Raw genomic sequence first — 18,160 nt, 5'->3', positions numbered from 1 at the left:
CTGTCTAGGAAACGGTTTTCTAGCAACGAGTGCCAAGCCCTGAATCTATGCCTCGCCGCCCCTTTGTACCCTCGCTATGCTCAAACGATAAAACATTACATCCGGAGCCATTTCATGAAGCGATTTTTCCTCGGCGTTGCCGTCGCAGCCGGCCTCATCCTCGCATCCTCCCAGGCTTGGTCGGCCGACAAGCTGCTCAACGCCTCCTATGACGTCGGCCGCGAACTCTTCGTGCAGGTCAACAAGGCCTTTATCGCCAAGCATCCGGGCGTCAGCGTCGACCAGTCCCATGCCGGCACCTCGGCGCAGGCGCGCGCCATCGCCGAAGGCCTCGGGGCCGACGTCGTCACCTTCAACCAGGTCACCGATGTCGACTTCCTGGTCAAGAAGGGCCTCGTCTCGACCGACTGGCAGAAGGATTTTCCAGACAACGCCTCGCCCTTCTATTCGCTGCCTTCGTTTCTCGTCCGCGCGGGCAATCCAAAGCACATCAAGGACTGGAGCGACCTGGTGCGCGACGACGTGCAGGTAATCTTCCCCAATCCGAAGACGTCGGGCAATGCGCGCTACACCTATCTGGCGGCCACCGCCTACGCCAAGGAAGCCTTCAAGGGCGACGACGCCAAGGTGAAGGAGTTCATCACCAAGCTGTTCAACAACGTGCCGATCTTCGACACCGGCGGGCGCGCCGCGACAACCACCTTCGTGCAGCGCGAGATCGGCGACGTGCTGATCACCTTCGAATCCGAGACGCGCGGCATCCGCAAGGAATATGGCGACGACAAGTTCGAGCAGGTCACCCCTTCGGTCAGCCTGCTGGCGGAATTCCCGGTGGCCATCGTTGACAAGGTCGCCGACGAACACGGCACGCGCGACCTCGCCAAGAGCTATCTCGACTTCCTCTATACGCCCGAGGGCCAGGGCATCGCCGCCGAGAATGGCCTGCGCGCACGCGACGCGGCTGTCGCGGCCAAATACAAGGCCGATTTTCCGGACGTGCGCCTGCTGACGGTGGAAGACGTCTTCGGCGGTTGGGACAAGGTCCAAAAAGAGCATTTCGCCGCCGGCGGCCTGCTCGACCAAGCTTATGGCAGCCGGTAAAGTTTCAGCGGTCCGATAGAAAGATCAGGAGAGCCGGCCCCGGGGCCGGCTTTTCTTGTTTAGGCAGCCGACAGGGCAATCCGGCGCCTTCGTGCAAAACGTTACAAACAATCAACGCGTTTGTGCCAAACATGCCTTTCCAATGGCTTGCTTTCGCGAAACGGCAGGGTGTGGAAGCAATGCCGTCATCATTTGCACACAAACAGCCGCCAGATGCGGGGTGGTTGGGGCTTCAACGGGTTGACTCGGGCATGCTGACGAAAAAAGGCAAATACGGCCTCAAGGCCCTCGTGCATCTTTCCAATCTTCCGGTTGGCCAATTGGCCTTCGTCAACGACATCGCCGTCGCCAACAACATCCCGAAGAAATTCCTCGATGCCATACTGGGCGAATTGCGCAACGCCGGCTTCGTCCAGAGCCGCAAGGGCAAGGAAGGTGGCTATCGCCTCGCCCGCCCCGCTTCCGAGATCAAGATCGGCCATGTCGTGCGCGTGCTGGACGGTCCGCTGGCGCCGATACCTTGCGCCAGCCGCACGCAGTACCAGCGCTGCGAGGATTGCGACGAAGCGACCTGCCAGGTCCGGCACATGATGCTGGAAGTGCGTCAGGCGATCGCCGAGGTGTTGGACAACCGCAGCCTCGCCGCCATGCGCGATGCCGACAACGACGATTTTCCGGTCGAGTTGACATCCCAGATCTAGAGCCGGGCGAATGAGGCTGTCGAGGTTCACGAAATCCCGAAAAGCCCGCCGCAAGCCATCGGCAGCCAGCTTCCGTACCGAGATCATCACCGACGTCTTTGTCCCCGAATATGCCGAGGACGTGCGGTTCTTCAGCCGCAAGCAGCTTAACGCCGGCAAGCTCCGCCGCTTCTCCACCAGGGATCTTCGCGAAGGCCTGGCCGCCCTCTTCTATCTCGCGGTCGCGGCGGTGCTGCCGGTGCGCTGGTGGTCGCCGATCTGCGATTGGGCGTCGCGGTTTCGCCTGAAGCGCCATATGCGCAAGGATTTCCCCGGATATGCCGCCGCAACGCGCGCGGTGCTCGGCAGTGACATCGATGCGCGCAAGCTGTTCGAGGCATTGCTCGCGGCGCGCCATCGCCGCCGCATGCAGCTTGCCGCGCATCTGGTCGCCCGTCGCTGGACGCCGGCGATCCGGCTGGAAAGGCTCGAGGACTTGCAGGCCGCTTTGCAACGCGGCCATGGCGCGATCCTCTGGTGCGATCAGTTCACCGCCCAGACAATGATCGGCAAGCGCGCCATGCATGAGGCCGGCATCGAAGCGCATCAGGTCAGCGTCAACACGCATGGCGTTTCCGAGACGGCATTCGGCCAGCGCTTTCTCAATCCGCCAATGGTTCGTGTCGAGAACCGGTTCCTGAAAAGCCGGATCGTCTTCGACCGTGACGATGCCTATCAAGTCACCATCCGCATTCAGAAGATCCTGAGGCAGAACGGCGTCGTGATGATGACCAACACAATCCACGCCGGCTCGACCTTCACCGAAACCGCGCTTGGCGAAAGCGGCTGGACGCACCTTGCCTCGGCACCGGCGAATTTCGCCGCGCGCGGCAAGACGGCCCTGTTTGCGATGTCGACCTTCGAGGTCGTTCCCTTCCGGGAATATCGCGCCGTCTTGAGCCCCGAGCTGGTGCCGGCGGCACCGGCGCCCCAGTCAGTGGACACAATCAGGGACGGAGCCAAGAACATGGCCCTGCAGGCACGCTACATCCTGCTCAAACGCGACCGCCTGCTGCAGGCGCTGAAAGAGTGCCCCGAGCAGATGATGTCCTGGTCGCGCCATGAGCGGTTGACGGAAGCCCAGGACGGCATCGGCATCAGCGCCGAAGAAGGCTCATGACGGGCGTATCAAGCGCATTGCCTGGGCGACGAGTTCGTCGACCGGCCGTGTCGCGTCGAGCGTCAATGCCCGCTCGTCTTGCCCCGGCGGCTCGAGGGTGGCGAACTGGCTGTCAACCAGGCTTGCCGGCATGAAATGGCCCTTGCGGTTGCCAACGCGCCGCCGCGCGGTGGCGGGATCGATCTCCAGATAGAGGAAGACGATATCAGGGCAAAAACCGCGCAGGCGCTCGCGATAACCGCGCTTCAGCGCCGAGCAGGCGGCGACCACACCTTGCCGCTTGCCGATCGATGCCTGGATCTGCTCGCCGATCGCGTCGAGCCAGCCTTCGCGCAGTTGATCGGTGAGCGGCTCGCCGCGTGCCATGCGGGCGACGTTTTCGGGCGGATGCAGCCTGTCGCCCTCGATGAAGACGGCATCCAGTGCGGTGGCCAGCGCGATGCCGACGGCTGACTTGCCGCAGCCGGCAACACCCATCACCACGATGGCCGGAGGCGCCAAACCGGAAGCGCCCGTCGGCGCCTGCGCTGCGTTTTCGTCCACCGTCAGCGGCTCGCCGGCGCGCGGCCATAAAGCAGGAGCATGACGACGATGACGACGCCATAGATGATCTGCCGTCCCGCCTCCGGCATCTGCATGACCGAGAGGATGGATTGCAACAGCGTGATCAGGATCACGCCGGCGACGGTGCCGAGATAGGAGCCGCGCCCGCCCAGGATCGAGGTACCGCCCAGCACCACGGCTGCGATCGACGGTAGCAGATACGCATCGCCCATCGACTGCGCCGCCTTGGAGGCGTAGCCGGCCAGCAGCACGCCGCCGAAGGCGGAAAGCCCTCCGGAGACGGCGAAGGCGATCATCACCACGCGTCTCGTGTCGATGCCGGAGAGATAGGCGGCACGCTCGCGGTTGCCGATGCCATAGACCGCGCGGCCGAAGCCGGTTCGCGTCAGCACGAACACCATCGCGATCCCTATAAACGCCCAGATGATGACGGCGTTGGGGACGCCCGGAATGGTGAAGCCGGTGGCCAGGTAGCGCATGGCGCCGGTCGCCGAATCCTGTGGCGAGAAGCCGCCGGTATAGACCACCATCAGCCCTTGCGCGACGGCATTGGTGGCGAGCGTGATGATCATTGAGGGAATGCGCAAATAGGCCACGCCGATGCCGTTGACGATGCCGATCAGCACGCCGCAGAAGATGCCGAACGGGATCGCCAGCACCACCCCGGCCGGACCGTAGGCGGCCGCCGCGCAGGCCATCATCGCGCCCGCCGCCACCGACCACGGCACCGACAGGTCGATCTGGCCGAGCAGGATGACCAGCATCATGCCGGTGGCGATGACGCCGAGGAACGAGGCCACCTTGAGCTGCTGCAGGAGATATTCAGGCGACAGGAAGCTGCGCGAATAAAGACTGCCGACCAACAGCAGCACCACGATGCAGGCAAAGGCGGTCAGCACCGCCGGGTCGGCGCGGCGGATGAATTTCGGCATGCGGCCGGCAATGCCGCCCAAGGTCGTCTCGCTCACAGGAACCACTCCAGCCGGTTGCGGACCCGAAAAAGGGCGAAGGCGCCGAGGCTGACGGCGACCAGCAGGATAACGCCCTGGAACAGCGGCTGCCAGAGCGGATCGAAGTCGAACACGAACAACAGGTCGCCAATGGTGCGGAAGGCAAGGGCGCCGAAGATGGCGCCGATAGCGCTGCCCTTGCCGCCGAACAGCGACACACCACCCAGCACGACCGCCGCGATCGAGAACAACGTGTAGGAGTTGCCGCTCGCGTAGGCAGCCTCGCCCGTATAGGTGAAGAAGGTGAGGAACAGCCCGCCGATCGCCGCCAGCAGCCCGGCCAGCGTATAGGCGGCGAACTTGCCGCGCCGGATCGGCACGCCGGACATATAGGCCGCCGTTTCCGAAGAGCCCGCCGCGTATGCCGCGCGGCCGAGGATCGAGCGGCTGAACGGCACCCAGATCACCAGCACGATGGCGAGCAGCACCACCAGGCTCGCCGGCACAAAGCCGAACACGCGGCCGGTCAGCGCGTCGGCCAGGTCCTCATTGACCGAACCGCCCGGGAAAGGTCGCAACAACAGTCCGATGCCGTAGTAGACAGCCCCGGTGGCGATGGTGGCGACGATCGGCTGCAGCCGCCCATAGATGACGATGGCGCCGTTGACGGCGCCGCACAGAAGGCCCGCCACAAGCACGGCGATGACGCCGAGCGTGGTCTGCAACGGCGTGCCTACCACCAGCCAGGAGGCCAGGCAGTTGGTGAGCAGGAAGATCATGCCCACGGACAGGTCGATGCCGGAGGTGATGACGACCAGCGTCTGCGCCATGGCGACGAAGGCAAGCAGCACGCCCTTGTTCGCCGCCGTCTGCACGACATTGGCGGTGAAGCCCGCCGGGTGGTTCGAGGTGTAGATGACGAACATGACGATGAAGATGCCGAGAGCCAGCAACGTTCCGCGCTGCTCGGCCAGCCAGTAGCGCCAGTCTTTCACACGCTTGCTCCCAGGCCCACCGGGCTCTCCTCGCCATGGATGTTGAGCGCGCTCGCGATCAGCGCCCGCTCGGTGATCTCGCCGCCGACCAGCTCGCGCTTGACGGCGCCGTCATAGAGCACCAGGACCCGGTCGCAGCAGCCGATCAGCTCGTCATAGTCGGTCGAATAGAACAGGATCGCCGCGCCCGCATCCGCCAGCTTGCGCATCAGCTGATAGATCTCCTGTTTGGTGCCGACATCGATGCCGCGTGTCGGGTCGTTGAGCAGGATGATGCGCGGCTGGCGCATCAGCCATTTGGCGATCACCACCTTCTGCTGGTTGCCGCCCGACAGCGCGCCGACCGGAATGTCGAGGCCCGCCGTCTTGATCGCCAGCAGGCCGACCATGTCGTCGATCAGCCGCTGTTCGGTGGCGCGATCGATGATGCCGCCTTTCGACAGCCGGTCAAGCGCGGCGAAAGACAGGTTTTCGCGCACCGTCATCGGCAGCATCAGTCCTTCGGTCTTGCGGTCCTCCGGGATGAGCGCCATGCCGACGCTATCCTCGCGGGCCGCTGCCGGGCTGGTGATCGTCACTGGCTTGCCGTCGATCAGCACCTCGCCGGAGAGGCCGCGCAGCACACCGAAGAAGGCGAGCAGCAATTCGCGCTGGCCCTGGCCGTCCAGCCCGCCGAGGCCGACCACCTCGCCTGCCCCGGCTGTCAGCGAGATATCGTGCAGCCGGTCGGCCCAGGACAATCTGCGCGCCTCGAGCCGGGGGGCGGCGCCAGTGGGTGCCGCCGCCGGCTTGGGCGGAAAGATATGGCTGTATTCACGGCCTATCATCAGCTCGACCACCTCGTTGTCGCTCTTCGAGCCGGCCTCGTAGCTGGCGACATTGCGGCCATTGCGGAACACGGTGCAATGATCGGCCAGTTCGGCGATCTCATTCATGCGGTGCGAGATGTAGAGCAGCGCCAGCCCTTCCGAGCGCAGTCGTTTCAAGACGCCGAAGATCTTCGCGACATCCGCCGCCGTCAGCGCCGAGGTCGCTTCGTCGAGGATGAGGATGCGCGGTTTCCTGGCCAGCGCCTTGGCGATCTCCACCATCTGCCGTCGTGACAGCGGCAGGTCCTTGACCAGCGCCAGCGGATGGATGTCACCGGCACCCGCGCGCGCCAGCGCGTCCTCGGCGATGCGCCGCTGCGCCTTGCGGTCGATCATGCCGAAGCGTTTGGGCGGATCGGAAATGACGATGTTGTCGGCGACGCTGAGTTCGGGGATCAGCGACAGTTCCTGGAAGATGCAGACGATGCCGGCCTTGTTCGCCGCACCCGGCGACGCGAAGGTCACCTCGCGCCCGTCCAGCATCATGTGGCCCTCGTCGGGCGCCACGACACCGGCCATGACCTTGATCAGCGTCGACTTGCCGGCCCCGTTTTCACCGAGAATGGCGTGGATGCTGCCGGCCTCGACCGTCAGTTCGGCCTTTTCCAGCGCCCGCACGCCGCCATAGCGCTTGGACATGCCTTCCATGCGAAAGAGTGGAGCCGCACCGTCCATCAACCCTCCCAGGGCGATTGTGGGATTGCAGTCTGGCGCCGCGGGATCAGCCGCGGCGCCAGACGATAGAAAGCGACTACTGGTTTTCCTTGGTCTGCCCCATGATTTCCTGGGCGCTGAAATTGATGCCGCAGGTCGGGAAGGAATTGCCGACGAAGAAATTGTCGGACTCCTTCGGGAAGTAATCCGTGCCTTCCTTCATGTCCGGATCCGTGGCGACGGCCAGAGGCAGCTTCACCTCCTGCGGCACCACTTCGCCTTCGAGTGCCGCGATCGCCGTCTTGATGGCGACGGCGACCTGGGCCGGGCCCGAGCCGGCGGAGGTGCACTTCAGGCCATCGGCCGAATGCGCCGCGCAGAACTTGCGGAAGCCGTTTTCGGTCTCGCCGCCGAACGGCACGAACGGATGCTTGGCGTCCATCATCGCCTGCACGATGCCGGTGTCGCCGCCCTGGCCGGTGATGCCGTCGAACGGACCGTTGGTGGCGATCGCATCGGCGGTCACTTTCTGCGCCACGCCGTCATCCCATTTGCCGGCGACTTCGGTCACATCCCACTTCTTGCCGGAGGCGTCGAACACCTCATGGATGCCGTTGTGGCGATCGGTGTCGACGGAGGTGCCGGCGACGCCGCGCACTTCCAGGATCTTGCCGCCATTCGGGATCTTGGCGACCAGCCACTTGGCCCACAATTCGCCAAGTCCCTTCTGGTCGACATTGACGTTGATAGCGTCCTTGGTGTCGAGAATATTGTCGAAGGCGACCAGCACGATGCCGGCTTCCTTGGCGCGTTTGATGACCGGGCCGAAGGCGGTCGGGTTCTGCGCGTCGGTGACGATGGCGTCATAGCCGGAATCGATGAAGTTGTTGATCGCCGAAATCTGCGCCGGCACGTCCTCGCCCGTCGAGACGACCTTGAATTCCTTGATCTTTGCCTTCACGTCGGGCTGCGACGCATAGGCCTTGGCCGTCTGCACCATCTGGATGCGCCAGGTGTTGGCGATATAGCCATTGGCGAAGGCGATGCGGAACGGACCTTCCTTCTTCGGAAATTTGAAGAACTTGGTGTTCGCGTCCCAGGGCGCGAAACAGTCGGCCTGGGCGGCGGGACCGGAGACGATCTCCGGGCCGGCAGCCATGGCCGCCGAATTGAGCATGACGAATGCGCTGGCAGCAACGATGCCGCCGACAAGTGACTTGATCATCGATAATCCTCCCGATTGCAGTTCCGATTTGTCGGTTCAGTTTTTATGCGATTTCGCGCTCCCGGCTGGCACCTCCCGCCTTACCCAGTCACGCCTGCCAGATGCCGAAGACCTCGGCGATCCCTCCCCTTGCCGTCTCCTTCGGTTGGGAAAAGGCTATCATATTATACATAATAAACAAGCATGAGCTGTTGCTTATGTATAATAAACAGGCCCAACAGTTGAGTGGCGAAGCTCTCCAATGGAAAATGGTAGCGCTACCATGACGTTGTGTAAAGCGTCATTCGCGGGTGTTCTCGAAAGCGTGTTCAGCGGGCTGTGCTCTCGCGGCGCTTGAGCTCGAAGCCAAGGTCGACGACCCGCTGCCGCGGCCTGTCACCCGATATCGCCGCAAGCGCCATGGCCACCGCGCGCCTGCCGATTTCGTAGCGATGGGTGCGGATGCTGGTGACCGAAGGAAACGCCACCTGCATCATGTCGAGATCGTTGAAGCCGACAATGCCGATGGTCTTCGGCACCTCGATCGAGGCACGATGGCATTCGAACAGCACGCCGAGCGCGATGTCGTCATTGTTGCAGAACACGCCGTCGAGCGTCGGCATCTTGGCAAGCGCATCGCGGAAGAGTTCGCGGCCAAGCGGCACGCTGGACAGCACCGGCGTTGTGGTGATCAGGCGCGGGTCCGAGAGCCCGGCCTTCTCCATCGCCACCCGGTAACCAGCCAGGCGCCGCTGCGAGCGCGGGTCCATGCGTGCACCGATGAAGCCGATCCGGCGATACCCCGCCTCTATCAGGTGCTCGGTCGCCGTCCGGCCGCCATCGAGATGCGAGAAGCCGACCATCATGTCCACCGGATCGGGTCCGGTCTCCATCACCTGAACCACCGGGCAACCGGCATTCTCCAGGAGTTTTCGCGAAGCGGGCGTCTGGTCGATGCCGGCAATGATGAGCGCGGCCGGGCGTTGCGAACCGAACAGCTGCAGCAACCGCTCTTCCTCCAGTCCGGAATAATGCGTGTTGCCGAGCTGGATGCGGAACGGGCTGTCCGACAGGCAGTCATAGATGCCGCGCACCACCTCGGCGAAGACGTTGTTGGTCAGCGAAGGCACCAGTACGCCGAACACTTCGGCGCGCGCCGAGGCCAATGCACGCGCATTGGGGTCCGGCACATAGCCGAGTTCGTCGACGGCGGCCTGGATCTGACGGCGCAGTTCCTCGGAAACACGTGCCGGGTCGCGCAGTGCGCGTGAAACGGTGATCGCGCCGACGCCGGCCTTGCGTGCCACATCCGACAGGGTTGGGCGGCCACCGCCCCGGCGCGAACGCGGCTTGATCACGGTCTTGGCCCATGCGCATGGCCATCGAAGCGCGCCCGCAATGCGATCTTTCCAGCTGTCGCCATCTCACCGGCCTGTTGCCGCACCCATCCGCCCTGGCGTCGCGCAGTGACTGCCTGTTGTCAAGCCGAGCCACGGAATGGCCGCGCTTGGCCTTCCTCAGGCGGCGACGGCAGCCCTGTGCCTTGCCTTCCACATGAACAGTCCGATCGCCAGTATGTTCAAGAGGTTCCAGGCGATGCCGTTCAGGAACGCGGCGGCATAGGAGCCGGTCAGGTCGTAGATCCAACCCGACATCCAACCGCCGATCGCCATGCCGAAAATCGTCGCCATCATCACGATGCCGATGCGCTGGCCGGCCTCCTTGGCGGGCAGGTATTCGCGCACGATGATCGCATAGCAAGGCACGATACCGCCTTGGGACAGGCCGAAGACCAGCGACACGACATAGAGCGAGGCGAGCCCGTCGAACGGGATATAGAACAGCAGCGACAGGCATTGCAGCACGGAGCCGATAAGCAAGGTTTTGACACCGCCGATGCGGTCGGCGACAAAACCCGAGGCGAGCCGGCTGACGACGCCCGCGGCCATCATGATCGACAGCATGTCGGCGCCATGCGCCATGCCGTAGCCCAGATCCATGCAATAGGCGACGATGTGCACTTGCGGCATCGACATCGCCACGCAGCAGCCCAGTCCCGCGACGACCAGCAGCATCTGCATTGCGGCCGGAGACATTGGCATCGGCTGCACGGACCGGCTTCCGGCCGGGCCGGCGGCTGCCGCTTCCGGAGCGCCGCGGCGCAGCAAAAGCACCAGCGGCACCATGGTGACCAGGCAGAAGACGCCGATGGCGGCATAGGTGAAGCGCCAGCCTTCCGCCTTGATCAGCGTCGGCATGATGGTCGGCCAGATCGCTCCGGCGAGGTAGTTGCCGGCCGCGGCCGCGGTGACGGCGACGCCGCGGCGGCGATTGAACCAGTGCGATATATCGGCGATCAACGGCCCGAAGATCACCGATGTGCCGAGACCGATCAGCACGCCTTGGGCAAGGGTGAATTGCAGGATCGAGGTCGACAAAGCCGCGAGCAGAAGGCCGGCGGAGAGCGCGATCGAGGAAAACAGCGCCGGAATCCAGTAACCCATGCGGTCGATGGCGCGGCCGACCAGCACATTGCCGGCGGCAAAGCCGACCATGGTCGCGGTGTAAGGCATGGATGCCGCGGCGCGGTCGACGCCGAACTCGGCCTGTACCGCAGGCAGCACCACGACGACGGCCCACATGCCGACCGCACCGATCGTCGCCAGCAGCATCGAGATGGCTAGACGCATCCAGGCGTAGGAACTGTCGATACCGGGGCTGGGCCGGCTCAAGTCGGTTCGTGACAAAGGCGTTTCCTGTCGGCGGCCTCAACCGCTGCTGTTTTGGCCACTATCGACGCATTCTCGGCGCACAGCAGCGCCACGGCGGGCAAATCCGTGGCTCCAGGGAGGTACGAGCGCGGGAACCGGCGCCAGCATCTGGAGTTTCCGATCGATAACCCGCAAAGGAGTCCAGCCATGACCGCCACCAAGCAGAAATGGTCAGCCGAGGTGACCGAGCACAGCGATGCGATGGATCTCGAGGACCACGTGTTCGAATCCGACGACGCCAAGAAGATCGCCGCCTCGCTCAAGCGTTCGGCCGAACACAGCCACCGCCGCAAGGCCGAGCCCTTCCAGTCCGCCATGTCGATGCTGAATTTCTACATCAACAGGGCCGGAAAAAACCTGCCCGCGGCTCGCAAGAAGATCCTCGAGGACGCCAAGGACGAATTGCGTGCGGCATTCGGGCGGCCAAAAGAGGATTAGGCTTTCGCCGCCAATGGCTCCTCAAGCTTGTTCCTCACCCCATCAAAAACGAGGTGAGGAACCGTTTATTACCGCTATCCAGCCGGTAGGCGCCCTATTGTCTGATCTCGGGTTCGACAAGCTTGGCCAGGTTCCGCAGCGACTCCTGCCAGCCGAGATAGCAGGCTTCGGCGGGAATGGCGTCTGGAATGCCGGCTTGTGTGATGTTCACTTCGGTGCCCACGGACACTTTCTTCAGCGTCACGGTCACCTGGATCTCGCCGGGCAGGTTGGGATCGTCGAACCTGTCGGTGTAGCGCAGGAGTTCGCCCGCGACGAGCTCGACATACTCACCGCCAAACGAATGGCTGTCGCCAGTGGTGAAGTTGCGGAACGACATCTCGAAGGTACCGCCGACCTTGCCCTCGAAGTGATGAACCGTGCAGGTGAAGCCGTTCGGCGGAAGCCATTTGGCAAGCGCATCGGCCTCGAGGAACGCGCGGTAGACCTTCTCCGGGCTGGTGGTCAGGACGCGGTGCAGACGTACGGTGCTGGGCATGTCGATACTCCTTCGTGGTCTCTGTTCGATGCCCCAAGGACGGGCACCACACTGCCGATCCGACACAGGCTTTTGAATTTTTTGCGGTGCGGCCCCGAATTGCTTCGAGTTCCAAGGCGCGAACACCCGCGCCCAACGGCCGTGTCGCGGAAATCTATCGCGAACGGATGACGTTGTCGGTATTGGCCAGCAGCTTGCGCACGGCATTGCGCGCCGCATCCGGCCGCTGCAGGCGGATGTTCTTTTCGATTGCCTCGTGCATCTTCTGGGCGAGCTGCAAATCGTCGAGCTCCCGGGTCGTGTAGGCAAACAGGTGATCGAAGGCGGATTCGATCAGCACGCCGAGCGGCACCAGCAGATCATTGCCCGAGGCACGCAATATGGCGAGGTGGAAGCGGGTGTCGGCACGGGTCCGTTCCTGCAAGCTTTTCGCCTCGCCCATCTCCCGGCAGGCCTGGCTGATCTCGGCCATCTGCTCGTCGGTGCGCCGCATGGCGGCGAATGCGGTCGCTTCCGGCTCGATGATGTGGCGGAATTCCTGCACCGTCTTCAGGAAAACCTCGCGGTCGGGCGACGTCGCGTACCAGGCGAGCACATCGCGGTCGAGCAGGTTCCAGCGTTCCCTGGGTTCGACCCAGCTGCCGATCTTGGGGCGCGATGCGAGCAGGCTCTTGGCCATCAGCATCTTGATCGCCTCGCGCACCGCCGAGCGGCTGACGCTGAACGTCTCCGACCATTTGGCCTCATTGGGCAGGATGGTGCCGGGCGGATAATCGCCGCGCACGATCCTGAGCCCAATCTCGCTGGCCAGTGATGTGTGCACGCTGGAGCCCGGAATACGTGCCGCGTCGGCTCGCCGAACACCGGCCGGACGATCGGCGGCTACAGCCTTTTTCGGCGATTTTTCCCTGTTCGGCTTCGCGTCCCGCATGCATTCCAGAAAGGCCGGTTTAGGGAGGCTGTCAAGCGTGGTGCGGGCGCGGGGCCGCAAAGCCGGCCTCTATGCACAACCCAGCCGTGATTCGAGCTCGCTTAGGCGGTCTTGACGTATTTGCGCCAGCTGTGCTCCGGGCGGAAGCCGAGCATGTCGCGCGCCTTGCGGTTCGACAGCAGCGTCTCGTATTCACCGAGTTCGCCCTTGACCGGCACGTCGGGATAGAACCGCTTCAGGAGTTCGGCGGTCGGCAGGTCGGACGAGGTGTCGTCATTGGCGGCATTGAACACCTGGTAGCCCAGCCCATCCTTCTCGACGGCACGCAGCGTGATCTGGCCAAGGTCCCGGGCATCGATGTAGCTCCAGGCGATACGCTTGCGAAAACCAGGATCGGCGAACCATTTCGGAAACAGCGAATACTCATGCGGCTCGATGACGTTGCCTATGCGCAAGGCATAGATATCCGTGCCATTGCGCTGCGCGAAAGCGCGCGCGGTCTTCTCGTTGACGATCTTTGACAGCGCATAGCTGTCCATCGGGTCGACGTCATAGTCCTCGTCGAGCGGGAAATACGCGGGATCGCGCGGCTCGTTGGCGAACACCAGGCCGTAGGTCGTCTCGCTGGAAGCGATGATCACCTTGCGGATGCCGAGCTTCACCGCCGCCTCGATGATGTTGTAGGTGCCCATTGCATTGATGCGGAACACCTCGTTGTCGGGCGTGATCATGATGCGTGGAATGGCAGCAAAATGCACCACGGCGTCCACTGGCTGCGGGCGTAGCGAGGGGTCGAATTCGTGCAGCCCCATATAGCTAGACAGCGCGTTGAACACCTGGCCGCTGTCGGTGATGTCGGTGATCAGCGTGCGCACCTTGGGATTGTCGAGCGGCCTGGTGTCGATGTTGAGCACCTGGCAACCCTGCTCCACCAGATATTGCACGACGTGGCGCCCAGCCTTGCCGCTGCCGCCGGTGAACATGATCCGCTTCGTCATTTCTGGTCTCCACGAAAGTCCTGGGATTTACGTGTATTGTCAGACAATATTGCTTTCTGCAACCGTCTATGGCTAAAACAGCGGCGACATTATCGATAATCACGCAACAGGACAGACAGCATGAACACGACCGCTACGGGTGAGAAGATCGGCTTTGTCGGCCTTGGATTGATGGGGCACGGCATCGCCAAGAACATCGTCGACAAGGGATATTCCCTGACCTTCCTCGGCCGCAAGAACCGCAAACCGGCGGAGGATCTTCTCGGCCGAGGCGCTCGTGAGGCATCGACTTCCCGCGATGTGGCGGCGGCATCCGATATCGTCTTCATCTGCGTCACCGGCTCGCGCGAGGTGGAGGCTATCATTCGCGGTCCCGATGGCCTCAAGGAGGGTTTGAAGAAGGGGGCGGTCGTCGTCGACTGCTCGACATCGGATCCGGTCTCGACCGTGGCACTTGCCGCGGAACTCAAGGCGCTCGGCGTCGACTATGTCGACGCGCCGCTCAGCCGCACGCCGAAGGAAGCCTGGGAAGGCACGCTCGACGCCATGGTCGGCGCGCCCGATGCCGTCTTTGCCAGGGTCAAGCCGGTGATCGACACCTGGGCCGGCCGCATCGTGCATATCGGCGATACCGGAGACGGCCACCGCATGAAGCTGCTCAACAATTTCATCTCGCTGGGCTACGCCGCCCTTTATTCCGAGGCCTTGGCACTGGCGGAGAAGGTCGGCATCTCGCCGCCGCGTTTCGACAGCGTCATCCGCAATGGCCGCATGGATTGCGGCTTCTATCAGACCTTCATGCGCTGGACGCTGGAAGGCGACCGCGACGCCCACAAATTCACCATCGCCAATGCCTTCAAGGACCTGACCTATCTGGAATCGATGGCGGGGGCGGCGGGCATCGCCAATCCGCTCGGCAACGCCACCAAGAACGCCTTCGCCGGCGCTCACGCAACCGGCCCGGCCGAGCAGTTCGTGCCGATGCTGGCCACGCACATCGCCAAGGTCAATGGCATCGACCTGATGCCGACGAAGGATGGAAGGAAGCAGACGATCTGAGACCCGGACGGTCGGCTGGCCTTAGCGCCGGCCCCTTCCGATCCCCTCATCGGTGTCGGCAAGCAGCTTGTGCACGGCGTTGCGCGCCGCGGCTGGCCGCTGCAGGCGGATGCTTTTCTCGATCGCCTCGTGCAGTTTCTGTGCCCGCCGTTGATCGCCGACCTGGCGTGTGGTGAAGATGAAGAGATGGTCGAGCGCCGATTCGATCAACACGCCGAGCGGCACCAGAAGGTCGTTGCCCGAGGCCCGCAGGATGGCGAGGTGGAAGCGCGTGTCGGCACGGATGCGCTCGGGCAGGTTGGCCGCCTCGCCCATCTCGCGGCAGGCCAGGCTGATCTCGGCCATCTGCTCGTCGCTGCGCCGTATTGCGGCAAAGGCGGATGCTTCCGGTTCGATGATGTGGCGGAACTCCTGCACGGTGCGAAGGAACGCTTCGCGATCCGGCGCGGTCGCGTACCAGGCCAGCACGTCGCGGTCGAGCAGGTTCCAGCGCTCCTTCGGCTCGACCCAACTCCCGATCTTTGGCCGCGACGCCAGAAGGCTCTTGGCCATCAGCATCTTGATCGCCTCGCGCACCGCCGAACGGCTGACATTGAAGGTTTCGGCCCATTTGGCCTCATTGGGCAGGATGCTGCCAGGCGGATAGTCGCCGCGCACGATCCTGAGGCCAATCTCGCTGGCGAGCGAGGCATGGACGCTGGACCCGGGAAAGTGCGCCGCATCCACCCTGCGCATGGCTGCCGGGTCGTGGCTGGCTTGCGCCTTGGCCCGGCCGGCTTTTTTCTTTGCCTTCTCGTCCGGCATCCACGTTCCAATAGGTCGGCCGCCAGTCACCCGGATTGATCCAAACCCGCGCGGCGCACCGATCCCGTTGCCGAAAATCCAAACCACTGACGCGTCAAAGCCGGGCTCCGATTGCCCCAACCAAGGCGTCCTGTTGAAGAATTGGAGGAAACGGGGCGCTCGTTGGCGAGCGCCCCGAAATCGCGGCCTATTTCTGGATGCAGGTGTCGACCGTGTCCTTGGTGCATTCGTCGAGACCGGTGAAGACCGGATCGTCAACCTTCTTGCCTTCGACCAGGTCGATCATCACCGATGGTGCCTTGTAGCCCATTTCGAAGGGCCGCTGGCCTACCAGCGCGGTGACAAGGCCGTCCCTGGCGATGGCCACCTCGTCGCCGATCGTGTCGGCGGCGCCGATGACGAAGTCGTTCTTGGCCAGCCGGTCCTTGAGCGGTCCGACCAGGTCGCGGTAGGGCTGCGGCGCGCCGAACAGCGGCCAGCCGCCCATGATGCCGAACGCGTCGAGCTTGGGATTGGCGGCGAGGATGTCGGTCATCGCCTGAACGCCCTTGGCTCCGTCGTCATTGGTGAATACCGGGCAGCCGGCGACTTCCGTCCAGCCGCCTTCGCCGGCAAGTGCCGTGAGGCCTTCCTTGCCCGTCAGCGCGTCGCGCATGCCTTGCGCGCGACGCAAGATGTTGTCGGCCGCCGGATTGCCCTCGATGGTGCAGATCGTGCCACCATTCGGCTTGGCCTTCTTGATGTACTCGCCGATTTTCTTGCCCATCAGGTAGTTGTCGGTGCCGAGATAGGTCTTGCGCAGTGCCGCGTCTTCCTTGGCGAGGTCGGCGTCGACGGTCATGATCGGGATCGACGGATTGGCGCTCTTGATCGTCTGTGCGATCAGTGGCGCGTTGGACGGCGAGATCGCCATCGCCACCGTGTCGGCCTTGCTCAGCATATCCTGCACGATCTGCGCCTCGCCGGCCTCGTCGGAAGTCGATGCCGGACCGGTGTAGAAGCATTCATATTCCGAGCTGGCGTTTTCCTTGTTCCATTTCTCGCAGCCCTGGTGGATGGCTTCGAAGAATGGATTGTCGAGACCTTTCACCACGATAACGAGCTGCTTCTTGGCCAAAGCCGGCCCGGCGCCCAACGCCATGGCGGCGACGGCGGCGAGCAATACTGTTTTCCTCATGTCAGTCCTCCCTTTGCAACCAGACGGACACGGCGTGCCCGCCACACAAACCAGCCGGGATGCGAGATGACTGAGACGCATGCGCCCATTCAATCCGGCCAGGCCGATAAGCATTTTCAGATACGACCCTCCCAGCGACGACGCTGCACGATCGCCAAAACCTTCCTGCCGTTGGCGCCGCCGATGGCGTCGTCAAAGCCGGCATGTCTTCCTCCGACGCTCAACTAATAACGGCTTGCCGCCAACGTCAATGCTATTTGTCCTACAAAACTGATTTTTCAAATTCCGCACGGCACTATTCGTCTGACAATTGCCTGTTCGACAATTGACGCCCGCGATGCCATTCGCGTAAATGACCGCATCGCTGCCCCCGGGAGGAGCTGGGGAAAGCCAATGGAAGCTGTCGCCTGTCCGCGTGCGGATGGGCCAGGCATGGGAGGCAAAGACGGGTGGCGGTTCTCGAACTCACCAACATCTCGAAGCATTTCGGCGCCATCCAGGCGGTCAACGACGTGTCGCTGTCGATCGAGCCCGGAGAGGTCGTCGGCCTGATGGGCGACAACGGCGCCGGCAAGTCGACGCTGGTCAAGATGATCGCCGGCAATTTCCGCCCGAGCCATGGCACGATGCGCATGGACGACAAGGAACTCATCCTGCACAAGCCGGTCGAGGCCCGCCAGCACGGCATCGAGATCGTCCACCAGGACCTGGCGCTCTGCAACAATCTGACGGCGGCGGCCAATGTCTATCTCGGCCGCGAACTGCGCCGTGGCGTCGGCCCGTTCCGCATCCTCGACTATGCGGCGATGTACAAGCGCGCCGGCCATATCTTCGCCGAGCTGAAATCCGAGACGCGCCCGCGCGATCTCGTCAAGCAGATGTCGGGCGGACAGCGCCAGGCCGTGGCGATCGCCCGCACCATGCTGTCGCAGGCCAAGATCGTGCTGATGGACGAGCCGACGGCGGCGATCTCGGTGCGGCAGGTCGCCGAAGTGCTCAACCTCATCCGCAACCTGCGTAACCAGGGCATCGCCGTGGTGCTGATAAGCCATCGCATGCCCGACGTCTTCGACGTCGCGGACCGCGTCATCGTGATGCGGCGCGGCAGGAAGGTCGCCGACAAGGCGATCGCGTCGAGCTCGCCCGAGGAAGTCACCGGGCTGATCACCGGCGCCATCGAGCAGGCGGCGTGAGAGGGATAAAACCGGGTTTCATTGCGCTGGCGCGTTTCGCTGCCGGCAGGAAAG

At 63.5% G+C, this 18,160-nt stretch carries 18 protein-coding genes; 6 read left to right on the top strand and 12 right to left on the bottom strand.

Translation table 11 applies throughout. The features are described 5' to 3' along the window. Nucleotides 1–114 precede the first annotated feature (114 nt). From FJ543_RS00195 to FJ543_RS00185, 3 genes are all read left to right on the top strand, one after another. Nucleotides 115–1,101 (top strand): sulfate ABC transporter substrate-binding protein, encoded by a 987-nt coding sequence (locus FJ543_RS00195; protein WP_140725990.1) that lies wholly within the window; start codon nt 115–117, stop codon nt 1,099–1,101. A gap of 251 nt (nt 1,102–1,352) precedes the next feature. Continuing rightward, on the top strand, nt 1,353–1,802 hold the full coding sequence (locus FJ543_RS00190) for an Rrf2 family transcriptional regulator (protein WP_023769580.1): 450 nt from the start codon (nt 1,353–1,355) through the stop codon (nt 1,800–1,802). 10 nt (nt 1,803–1,812) lie between these two features. Then, complete coding sequence (locus FJ543_RS00185; protein WP_140873257.1) at nt 1,813–2,961, top strand: hypothetical protein; 1,149 nt, start codon at nt 1,813–1,815, stop codon at nt 2,959–2,961. Here the strand turns inward: FJ543_RS00185 and FJ543_RS00180 are convergent. From FJ543_RS00180 to FJ543_RS00150, 7 genes are all read right to left on the bottom strand, one after another. After that, a complete protein-coding gene (locus tag FJ543_RS00180; RefSeq protein ID WP_140873255.1) occupies nt 2,956–3,504 on the bottom strand; it encodes a gluconokinase in 549 nt (182 codons plus the stop codon). The two genes, FJ543_RS00185 and FJ543_RS00180, sit on opposite strands and share 6 nt — an antisense overlap. Before the next feature lie 2 nt (nt 3,505–3,506). Continuing rightward, nucleotides 3,507–4,493, bottom strand: coding sequence for an ABC transporter permease (locus FJ543_RS00175; protein ID WP_140873254.1), 987 nt, complete (start codon nt 4,491–4,493; stop codon nt 3,507–3,509). Further along, on the bottom strand, nt 4,490–5,470 hold the full coding sequence (locus FJ543_RS00170) for an ABC transporter permease (RefSeq protein WP_015317117.1): 981 nt from the start codon (nt 5,468–5,470) through the stop codon (nt 4,490–4,492). Before FJ543_RS00170 ends, FJ543_RS00175 begins: the two co-directional genes overlap by 4 nt. Next, entirely contained in the window at nt 5,467–7,014 is a 1,548-nt protein-coding gene (locus tag FJ543_RS00165; RefSeq protein ID WP_140873252.1) for a sugar ABC transporter ATP-binding protein, read from the bottom strand. The genes FJ543_RS00170 and FJ543_RS00165 overlap by 4 nt, the downstream gene beginning before the upstream one ends. A gap of 76 nt (nt 7,015–7,090) precedes the next feature. Continuing rightward, nucleotides 7,091–8,218: a sugar ABC transporter substrate-binding protein gene (locus FJ543_RS00160; protein WP_015317115.1), complete on the bottom strand. Its 1,128-nt coding sequence runs from the start codon at nt 8,216–8,218 to the stop codon at nt 7,091–7,093. 308 nt (nt 8,219–8,526) lie between these two features. After that, the gene (locus tag FJ543_RS00155; RefSeq protein ID WP_140873250.1) at nt 8,527–9,555 is read right to left on the bottom strand and encodes a LacI family DNA-binding transcriptional regulator; all 1,029 of its coding nucleotides are present in this window, start codon (nt 9,553–9,555) and stop codon (nt 8,527–8,529) included. Between the two features lie 159 nt (nt 9,556–9,714). Next, nucleotides 9,715–10,944, bottom strand: coding sequence for an MFS transporter (locus tag FJ543_RS00150; protein WP_140714483.1), 1,230 nt, complete (start codon nt 10,942–10,944; stop codon nt 9,715–9,717). 171 nt (nt 10,945–11,115) lie between these two features. Between FJ543_RS00150 and FJ543_RS00145 the strand changes: the two genes are divergently transcribed. After that, on the top strand, nt 11,116–11,406 hold the full coding sequence (locus FJ543_RS00145; protein WP_015317112.1) for a DUF3175 domain-containing protein: 291 nt from the start codon (nt 11,116–11,118) through the stop codon (nt 11,404–11,406). 94 nt (nt 11,407–11,500) lie between these two features. Here FJ543_RS00145 and FJ543_RS00140 read toward each other — a convergent pair whose 3' ends face one another. The 3 genes from FJ543_RS00140 to FJ543_RS00130 form a co-directional block, all read right to left on the bottom strand. Continuing rightward, nucleotides 11,501–11,944: an SRPBCC family protein gene (locus tag FJ543_RS00140; protein WP_140873248.1), complete on the bottom strand. Its 444-nt coding sequence runs from the start codon at nt 11,942–11,944 to the stop codon at nt 11,501–11,503. A gap of 154 nt (nt 11,945–12,098) precedes the next feature. Further along, nucleotides 12,099–12,875, bottom strand: a complete 777-nt coding sequence (locus FJ543_RS00135) for a FadR/GntR family transcriptional regulator (RefSeq protein ID WP_140665373.1) — start codon at nt 12,873–12,875, stop codon at nt 12,099–12,101. 101 nt (nt 12,876–12,976) lie between these two features. Next, the gene (locus FJ543_RS00130; protein ID WP_015317109.1) at nt 12,977–13,873 is read right to left on the bottom strand and encodes an NAD(P)-dependent oxidoreductase; all 897 of its coding nucleotides are present in this window, start codon (nt 13,871–13,873) and stop codon (nt 12,977–12,979) included. Nucleotides 13,874–13,993: 120 nt separating this feature from the next. Here FJ543_RS00130 and FJ543_RS00125 point away from each other — a divergent pair, with 120 nt between their 5' ends. Continuing rightward, entirely contained in the window at nt 13,994–14,932 is a 939-nt protein-coding gene (locus tag FJ543_RS00125; RefSeq protein WP_140615500.1) for an NAD(P)-dependent oxidoreductase, read from the top strand. A 21-nt stretch (nt 14,933–14,953) separates the two neighbouring features. On the opposite strand, the gene FJ543_RS00120 is transcribed toward FJ543_RS00125, so the two are convergent. Then, a complete protein-coding gene (locus tag FJ543_RS00120; protein WP_140615498.1) occupies nt 14,954–15,736 on the bottom strand; it encodes a FadR/GntR family transcriptional regulator in 783 nt (260 codons plus the stop codon). A 187-nt stretch (nt 15,737–15,923) separates the two neighbouring features. Next, nucleotides 15,924–16,913 carry a sugar-binding protein gene (locus tag FJ543_RS00115; RefSeq protein ID WP_140615496.1) on the bottom strand — a complete coding sequence of 330 codons (990 nt, stop codon included), beginning with the start codon at nt 16,911–16,913 and terminating at the stop codon, nt 15,924–15,926. A 449-nt stretch (nt 16,914–17,362) separates the two neighbouring features. On the opposite strand from FJ543_RS00115, the gene FJ543_RS00110 reads away from it, so the two are divergent. After that, a complete protein-coding gene (locus tag FJ543_RS00110; protein WP_140615494.1) occupies nt 17,363–18,106 on the top strand; it encodes an ATP-binding cassette domain-containing protein in 744 nt (247 codons plus the stop codon). The last annotated feature ends 54 nt before the right edge of the window (nt 18,107–18,160 follow it).

The organism is Mesorhizobium sp. B2-5-7, assembly GCF_006440875.1.
GTDB classification, from domain to species: domain Bacteria; phylum Pseudomonadota; class Alphaproteobacteria; order Rhizobiales; family Rhizobiaceae; genus Mesorhizobium; species Mesorhizobium australicum.
The sequence above is the reverse complement of the archived record's forward strand: the minus strand, read 5'-3'. Positions and strand labels throughout refer to the sequence as shown.